Here is a 7,210-nt window from a genome sequence, read left to right as displayed (position 1 = left end):
CGGCTGACAATTGCTTTTTCAAAGGCGCAGGTAAAAGCAGCCTTCCTTTAGCATCAACTTTGCATTCATATGTTCCAATAATTGAATTCAATTTTACTTGTTTTTAAATGATACTGACAAAAATAAAAAAAAATTCCCACAATTTACCACAAAATACCACTTTGTTAATAAGTTTTCCCACTTGATTAAAAAATGGAGCAAAAAAAGAGGCTTTATTTCATAAATAACTCAATAACAAATCATTAAAAATCAACTAAAAATGTTGATTTCAGTGAGTAAATGTGAATTATGAAAAAATTAATGTAGATTTTATAGTTTGGAAACTTAAATTTAACTTTGAGGTGGTTTAGAATTAAAATATTTTGAATTGGATTAAAATATTGAATTTATATTCAAAAAATAATACATATAAATACTTATATTTGTCAAAATTGAAAAGCAATATATCTAATGGAACAAGTCTTAAAAAAAGAAGGTCGTTATACCTATTTTGAAGCTGGCGAAGGAACTCCAATAATCGTTTTACACGGATTAATGGGTGGATTAAGCAACTTTGAATCTGCGGGCGCATTTTTTTCTAAAAAGGGCTATAAAATTATTATTCCTGAATTACCTATTTATACTCAAAGTTTATTGAGAACGAATGTAAAAGCTTTTGCAAAATATGTAAAAGATTTTATAATTTTTAAAGGCTTCGAAAGAGTAATTTTAATGGGTAATTCTTTAGGAGGCCATATTGCCTTGTACCATGCAAAAATGTATCCAGAAAAAATGTTAGGTCTAGTAATTACAGGAAGTTCTGGGCTTTATGAAAATGCAATGGGAGATAGCTATCCAAGACGTGGCGATTATGAATACATTCAAAAGAAAGCCGAAGCAGTATTTTACGATCCTAAAATTGCCACAAAAGAAATAGTTGACGAAGTTTTTAGCATGGCTAATGACAGAATCAAATTGATAAAAACACTAACTATTGCCAAAAGTGCAATTCGTCATAATATGGCTAAAGATTTGCCTAAAATGCACATTCCAACCTGTATTATTTGGGGTAAAAACGATACTGTAACACCGCCAGAAGTAGCGCTTGAATTTAATAAGCTATTACCAAATTCAACTTTATATTGGATTGATAAATGTGGTCATGCCGCCATGATGGAACGACCAGACGAATTCAACGAAATTATGCTCGAATGGTTAAAAAAAGTTAATTTATAAAATAATTTTCACCAAATAATTACAAAATTGTTTGGTGTTTTTTTTGACTACCTTTGCAAAAAATCAAGATTGATTATGAAAATTAATACGGCCGAATTTATTATTAGCAATTCAGAAGTAGACAAATGTCCCAAAGACTTTTTGCCAGAATATGCCTTTATTGGTCGGTCAAATGTTGGAAAATCTTCGTTGATTAATATGCTAACCAATCATAAAAATTTAGCAAAAACATCCGGAAGGCCAGGAAAAACGCAATTAATCAATCATTTTTTAATTAATAATAATTGGTTTTTGGTCGATTTACCTGGATACGGTTATGCTAAGGTTTCTAAAAAAACCAAATCGATATTCCAACAATTTATCACAGATTATTTTGAAACACGCGAACAATTAGTTTGCGCATTTGTGTTGATTGATATCCGTCACGAAGCTCAAAATATTGATATCGAATTTATGTCGTATATGGGAGAAAGTGAAATTCCATTTTGTATCATTTTCACAAAAGCAGATAAAATCAGTAAAGTAAAAATTAACTCTCATATTGCTGCATACAAAAAACAAATGTTTGCCAATAATTGGGCTGAAATGCCCCATTTCTTTGTAACCTCAGCAACAGAAATGACTGGTAAAATGGAATTGCTCGAATATATTGATGAAGTTAATCAAGAAGTTTTTAAAAATAATAGTCAGTTTTAGAAACTAGATTACTTTTTTCAAATCTAACTTTTCTGCAAAATAATCACAAAAATCTTTCATTGTTTCCGACATTTTTTCATCACCAGTTGCGCGCATATAAGTGTCGGACATTGCAACTAGAGTTTGATGAAAAAAAAGCTTCATTTCGTCAACAGGCATGTCTTTAGTCCATAAATCGATACGCAGTGATTCTTTATTATTGCTATTCCAAATGGAAAGCATAATTGCTTTAGCTTCTTCAGCATTTACGCCACCGTCTTGAGCGGACCAACTTAATTTTTCTGGTACTTTATTTTCGTCTAAATCAATGTAAAAATTAATCTCAGAGGTTGAATTTGCCATTATTTTTTAGGTTTGTATTTTGAATTTTGAAATATTTCTATTGGATCCATTTGCAATAATTGTTGCAAATTTACATCATTATTATTCATAAAGGAACGAACAATTTGCCACCCTATCCAAGTTCCAACTCTTCCAGGCGATTCGTTATCAATTTCAAGGTAAAATTTCGAAAAAGGCGCTGTGTTTATAAAACGTGTTGCCAATTTTGAATCGGTGCTATAAAGTAGTTGCTCTTGCATAAAATAACGCCACATGTAGCTTTCGTTTTCTTGACACCAAGTTAATTGTTCTGGGCTGTAGCCAATTTTTTCAGCATCGGAAATTTGAGGCAATAAAACGTCTTTTAAATACAATTGCTTCCCTGCATAAACCATTTGTGAAAGCAAATTTCTCGTGTTTCCAAAAGGAATTTTAGTGACAGAAAAGCTAGTTACGATGTCTGGCATAATTTGATTTTGCTCAAAATTTTGCTTTAAATATTCAGGGAATTCATAAAATTTATGGTTTTTACCTAAATATAAATCAAGAGAAATTAATACTAAACTATCGGTGTAAATGGCTTTATTTTGATAATCCATTTCAGAAATAAGTGTGATTACTTTTGGCGTTTTTGTATTTGGAAAATAGTATTTTATATGCTGAAAAAGCGACTCTAAGTCGGAATTAACTTTTTCAAAATTGTTGTATTTTTTTTGAACTTCTGAATATAATTCTCTGTATAGTGGATTTTTTATTTTGTTCACCCATACAGAATCTGGAGTTTGAGCTGGAAAAAAATAGGGATATCTATTTTTTACATTTTGAAGATTTTCAACAGGAGATTCGTAGAAAATTTTATCAAAACGCTCAACTTTTAAGGTAACGGGAATAGCATCAATTTCTTTTTCGATTTTATTTTTTTTATCACAAGAAGATAAAACAACAAAGATGGTTAAAAGAGACAAAAAATTTTTCATAGTATTTATTTTTTAGCCCTGAGTGCAGTGGAAATCCTTTTTTTGGAGGTACGAAAAAAAAGATTGCAACGAAAAGCAGGAAATAGCTCCAAATAATTATTATTTTTGCAAATATACATTGCAGTACTATAAATTATAACAAAAAATGTCTAAAAAAAGTACAATTCAGGTTGAAAAAGTAAACCAACATATCGTGAATTGGTTAAAAGAGTATGCAATTGCTTCGAAAACCAATGGTTTTGTTGTAGGTATTTCTGGCGGAGTAGATTCGGCGGTAACTTCTACATTGTGCGCTCAAACGGGATTGCCCACTTTGTGTGTTGAAATGCCGATTCATCAAAATGAAAGTCACGTAAATCGAGGGAAAGAGCATATTGAACAGCTAAAAAACAGGTTTTCTAATGTTCAAAGTGCAATTACCGATTTGACTTCGGTGTTTGACAATTTTGTAAAATTTGTCCCTACTGGGGATGAAGAAGATAAAAAACACCTTGCTTTGGCAAATACTAGAGCGAGATTGCGAATGACTACTTTATATTATCATGCGGGAATTAATGGTTTTCTAGTGGCTGGAACGGGAAATAAAGTAGAAGATTTTGGAGTTGGTTTTTACACAAAATATGGTGATGGTGGAGTTGATTTAAGTCCGATTGCCGATTTAATGAAATCGGATGTTTTTGCTTTAGGCCATTATTTACGAATTCCAAATTCTATATTGATTGCGGCACCTTCAGACGGGCTTTTTGGTGATGCAAGATCAGATGAAGAACAACTTGGTGCCAATTACGATGAATTGGAATGGGCTATGATTGAAGATAATAATGGTAAAATGGTAACTGATTTTTCAGGAAGAGAACAAGAAGTATTTTCAATTTATAAAAGATTAAATACGGTAAATAAACACAAAATGAATCCAATACCAGTGTGTTTGATTCCAAAAGAATATAAATAGACTACTTTAGCATAATGATAAAATGGTTATACAATCTATTTAATGGTAAAAAAACGTCAGACAAACCGGATGATATGAATAAATTTTTGATAGTTGGTTTAGGAAATATTGGCGCAGAATATGTGAACACGCGTCACAATATAGGTTTTAAAGTCTTAGATTTTATTGCAAATAAAGAAGGGGCTAGTTTTGATAATTTGAAATTAGGGGCAGTTGCAGAAATAAAAATTAAAGGAAAAACTTTCCTATTATTGAAGCCAAATACCTATATGAATTTGAGTGGAAAAGCAGTACAATATTGGATGGATAAAGAAAAAATTTCTTTAGACAGAGTTCTTATAATTACAGACGATTTAAATTTATCTTTCGGTACAATTAGAATAAGATCAAAGGGAAGCGATGGTGGCCACAACGGTTTAAAGAATATTACACAGGTTTTAAATACTCAAGAGTATGCCCGATTTAGATTTGGAATTAGCGATGCATTTAAAAAAGGAAAGCAAGTGGATTACGTTTTAGGAAATTGGGATGCTGATGAACAAACAAAACTTCCTGAGCGATTAGAAGTAGCCTCTGAAATAATAAAATCTTTTGGATTAGCTGGATTAGAAATAACAATGACTTCATATAACGGCAAGTAACATTAGTGGTATGAAATTTGTTGTTATGTTTTAAAAATGTTAAAGTTTTATGTGTTTTTATTGAAAAACTGCTACCTTTACAAAAAATAATTAATGCTAAAAAATTACTTTTATATTGCTTTATCGCTATTTTTACTAAGTTCTATGAGTGTTAAAGCTCAAGACAGTAAAGTACAAGTTAGAAATCAAGAAACTTCAATTGAAGGCTTGAATTTCTATCCAAACCCTGTGAGCAATGGTAAAATTTATATTACTTCAAAACTATCTTTAGACAAAGAAATCACGATTTTTGATGTTTTAGGAAAAAAAGTTCTTCAAACTATATTGAACTCAAGAGAGTTAAATATTTCTGTATTATCTCCTGGTGTTTATATCATCAAAATTAAAGAAGGAGAAGCTACTGCTACTAGAAAACTAATAGTCAAATAGTTATCTATTATTTCATTTTATTATTTAATGTAATATTTACATAGTAACTGACAATATGTTCGGATTACATTCTATATTTGTAAAATATATAAAATAAAAATTATGAAAAAAATTTACTTATTTACTTCAATGTTGTTTCTTTTCATTGGATTATCATCGAATGCCCAAGTAGTAATTAGTCAAGTATATGGAGGGGGTGGTAACAGTGGAGCGCCATTAAATAGAGATTTTATTGAATTATTCAATAGAGGTACTGCAGCTGTTGATGTTTCTGGTTATACTATTCAATATAATTCTGCAACTGGTTCTGGTGCCTGGCTGTTTAATACCATTCCTGCAGGAGCAATTATTCAACCTGGAAAATATTATTTAATTGCATTTGGAGCAGCAGGTTCAAACGGAACTGCTTTGCCAACAGCGGATTTTGATTCTACAGCAGCTGGTTTTTTAGCACTTTCCTCAACTGGTGGAAGAGTAGCTCTTTCGAGTTTAGCTACTGCAATTCCCGCAGGTTGTCCTCCAACAGGAACAACAATTGACTATGTTGGATATGGTACAGGAAATTGTTTTGAAGGTACTGCTGCAACAGCGGCTTTATCAAATACTACTGCTGCAATAAGATTAAACGGTGGTTGTTCAGATAATAATGCTAACAATACTGATTTTAGCGTTGGAGCGCCTACCCCAAGAAATTCCTCAACAACAGCAAGTGTTTGCTCTACAGCACCAAATATAGCAATTACTTCTCCTGTTAATGCAACTATTTACAATCCTTTAACTACAAGCGTTACCGTAAATGTTTCAGTTTCAAACTTTACAGTTGCCAATGGAACAGGAACAGGTCATATACACTACGCTGTGGATGGTGGAGCTACTGTAATGAAATACGATACCACTCCAATTGTACTAAATGGATTAACTGTTGGAAGTCACACAATTGTAGTAAGTTTAGTAGATAATAATCACGCACCTTTGTCTCCTGTAGCAAGTGCAACTACTCAATTTACAATTGCGGCTTCTACAAATGTTGCCAACATAGCTGCCTTAAGAGCTGGTACGTTAAATGCCTATTATACATTAACTGGAAATGCCGTAGTTTCTCATGTTAGAACGCCTGCGGGAACTGTTACTGTTTCAACAACAAGAAATCAAAAATTTATTCAAGATGCAACTGGTGGAATATTAATTGATGATAGTGCTGGAAAAATTACAACGCCATTTGCAGTGGGTGATAGCATGAACAATGTATCAGGTCAATTAATTGATTTTAATGGAATTTTAGAGTTGGTACCTTTACAAAACCAAACTGTAGTTTCATCAGGAAATACTTTAACTCCTGAAAATATTACAATCGCAGCTTTAAATGCCAATGTTAATAATTACGAAAGTAAACTCGTAAGATTTAATACAATTACAATCACCGGAACTATTTCAGCTGGTGTTGTAACTCCATTAACTGCAGGTCAAGTATTTACAACAAGTACTAATTATAATGTGTTTGATGGTACTACAAACGGTGTATTAAGATCTGGATTTGCAGAAGCAGACTATATCGGAACTGTAATCCCAACAAGCGGTTTTAACATTACTGCTTTGGGTTATGATAATGTTTCATCTGCCAATCCACCTGTTTTAACTCCACAATTTATTCCTAGAAATTTAGCAGATTTTACAGTACTTCAAACACAAAACAACGAAATCGCAGGATTAAAAGTTTATCCAAATCCGGTTTCTAATGGTGTTTTAAATGTTGAATCAAACTTAAATAACGAAAAAACTATTTCAATATTTGACGTTTTAGGAAAAGAAGTAATTAGAACTACAACTGTAAATTCTACAATAAATATAGCTAATTTAAATAGTGGTATCTATATAGTTAAAATTACTGAGGGTGAAAAAACCGCAACTAAAAAATTAGTCGTTAATTAATCACCATTTTATTTAATAAAAAAACCTGTTCGAAATGAACAGGTTTTTTT

General features: G+C 31.6%; 9 protein-coding genes. 6 read left to right on the top strand and 3 right to left on the bottom strand.

All coding sequences use genetic code 11. The annotated features are described in order from the left end of the window. A partial coding sequence (locus AC9UFV_RS01050; protein ID WP_509571883.1) for an MraZ-related protein occupies positions 1-91 on the bottom strand: 91 nt, incomplete at its 3' end. Positions 92-450: 359 nt separating this feature from the next. On the opposite strand from AC9UFV_RS01050, the gene AC9UFV_RS01045 reads away from it, so the two are divergent. Together AC9UFV_RS01045 and yihA are read left to right on the top strand one after the other, a co-directional pair. Then, positions 451-1,215: an alpha/beta fold hydrolase gene (locus AC9UFV_RS01045; RefSeq protein WP_509571881.1), complete on the top strand. Its 765-nt coding sequence runs from the start codon at positions 451-453 to the stop codon at positions 1,213-1,215. 75 nt (positions 1,216-1,290) lie between these two features. Further along, the gene (gene yihA, locus AC9UFV_RS01040) at positions 1,291-1,911 is read left to right on the top strand and encodes a ribosome biogenesis GTP-binding protein YihA/YsxC (protein WP_509522598.1); all 621 of its coding nucleotides are present in this window, start codon (positions 1,291-1,293) and stop codon (positions 1,909-1,911) included. Between the two features lie 3 nt (positions 1,912-1,914). Here yihA and gldC read toward each other — a convergent pair whose 3' ends face one another. Continuing rightward, a complete protein-coding gene (gene gldC / locus AC9UFV_RS01035) occupies positions 1,915-2,253 on the bottom strand; it encodes a gliding motility protein GldC (protein WP_509571879.1) in 339 nt (112 codons plus the stop codon). Beyond that, the gene (gldB, locus tag AC9UFV_RS01030; protein ID WP_509571877.1) at positions 2,253-3,209 is read right to left on the bottom strand and encodes a gliding motility lipoprotein GldB; all 957 of its coding nucleotides are present in this window, start codon (positions 3,207-3,209) and stop codon (positions 2,253-2,255) included. Before gldB ends, gldC begins: the two co-directional genes overlap by 1 nt. 145 nt (positions 3,210-3,354) lie before the next feature. Between gldB and nadE the strand changes: the two genes are divergently transcribed. The 4 genes from nadE to AC9UFV_RS01010 all read left to right on the top strand — a co-directional run bounded on the left by nadE (position 3,355) and on the right by AC9UFV_RS01010 (position 7,160). After that, on the top strand, positions 3,355-4,161 hold the full coding sequence (nadE, locus tag AC9UFV_RS01025) for an NAD(+) synthase (RefSeq protein WP_509571875.1): 807 nt from the start codon (positions 3,355-3,357) through the stop codon (positions 4,159-4,161). A gap of 14 nt (positions 4,162-4,175) precedes the next feature. Beyond that, the gene (gene pth / locus AC9UFV_RS01020; RefSeq protein ID WP_509571873.1) at positions 4,176-4,802 is read left to right on the top strand and encodes an aminoacyl-tRNA hydrolase; all 627 of its coding nucleotides are present in this window, start codon (positions 4,176-4,178) and stop codon (positions 4,800-4,802) included. A gap of 93 nt (positions 4,803-4,895) precedes the next feature. Then, complete coding sequence (locus AC9UFV_RS01015) at positions 4,896-5,231, top strand: T9SS type A sorting domain-containing protein (protein WP_509571871.1); 336 nt, start codon at positions 4,896-4,898, stop codon at positions 5,229-5,231. 102 nt (positions 5,232-5,333) lie between these two features. Continuing rightward, a complete protein-coding gene (locus tag AC9UFV_RS01010; protein ID WP_509571869.1) occupies positions 5,334-7,160 on the top strand; it encodes a T9SS type A sorting domain-containing protein in 1,827 nt (608 codons plus the stop codon). Positions 7,161-7,210: the final 50 nt, after the last annotated feature.

Source organism: Flavobacterium sp., assembly GCF_044349645.1.
Classification (GTDB): Bacteria; Bacteroidota; Bacteroidia; order Flavobacteriales; family Flavobacteriaceae; genus Flavobacterium.
This window is presented reverse-complemented; position numbering and strand designations above follow the sequence as displayed.